This window comes from Streptococcus gordonii (genome assembly GCF_001553855.1).
GTDB classification, from domain to species: Bacteria; Bacillota; Bacilli; order Lactobacillales; family Streptococcaceae; genus Streptococcus; species Streptococcus gordonii.
Genome location: NZ_LQWV01000017.1, coordinates 1 through 409, shown reverse-complemented (window position 1 = coordinate 409; position 409 = coordinate 1). Strand labels below are relative to the sequence as shown.

The 409-nt window shown below is 47.4% G+C and carries 1 protein-coding gene; it reads left to right on the top strand.

What is annotated here, in order from left to right; all coding sequences use genetic code 11:
- Window positions 1–409, top strand: a 409-nt coding sequence (locus AWH02_RS06000; protein ID WP_145762181.1) for an Ig-like domain-containing protein, incomplete at both ends; no start/stop codon positions are given.

Sequence of the window (409 nt, the reverse complement as noted above, 5' to 3'; positions counted from 1 at the left end):
TGGTTCCAATTGATGAAACAGTTGAACCAACCTTCGAAGATGGAAGTAAAGAGAAGACCATTCCAGGTCAAGGAACTTACACCATTGCGCCAGACGGTACAGTAACCTTCACACCAGACAAGCAGTTTGTAGGCAAACCAGACCCAGTGACGGTCAAACGTGTAGATAAGAATGGCACTTCAGTCACTGCAACTTACAGTCCAGAATTCACTAAGGTCACTCCTACAGGAACTGGTGCAACCAGCACAGGTCCTCAAGGCCTTCCACAAACAGGTACTCCAACCTTCCAAGGTGGCGATCCACGGGTTCCAATTGATGAAACAGTTGACCCAACCTTCGAAGATGGAAGTAAGGATAAAGTAATTCCAGGACAAGGAACTTACACCATTGCGCCAGACGGTACAGCAAC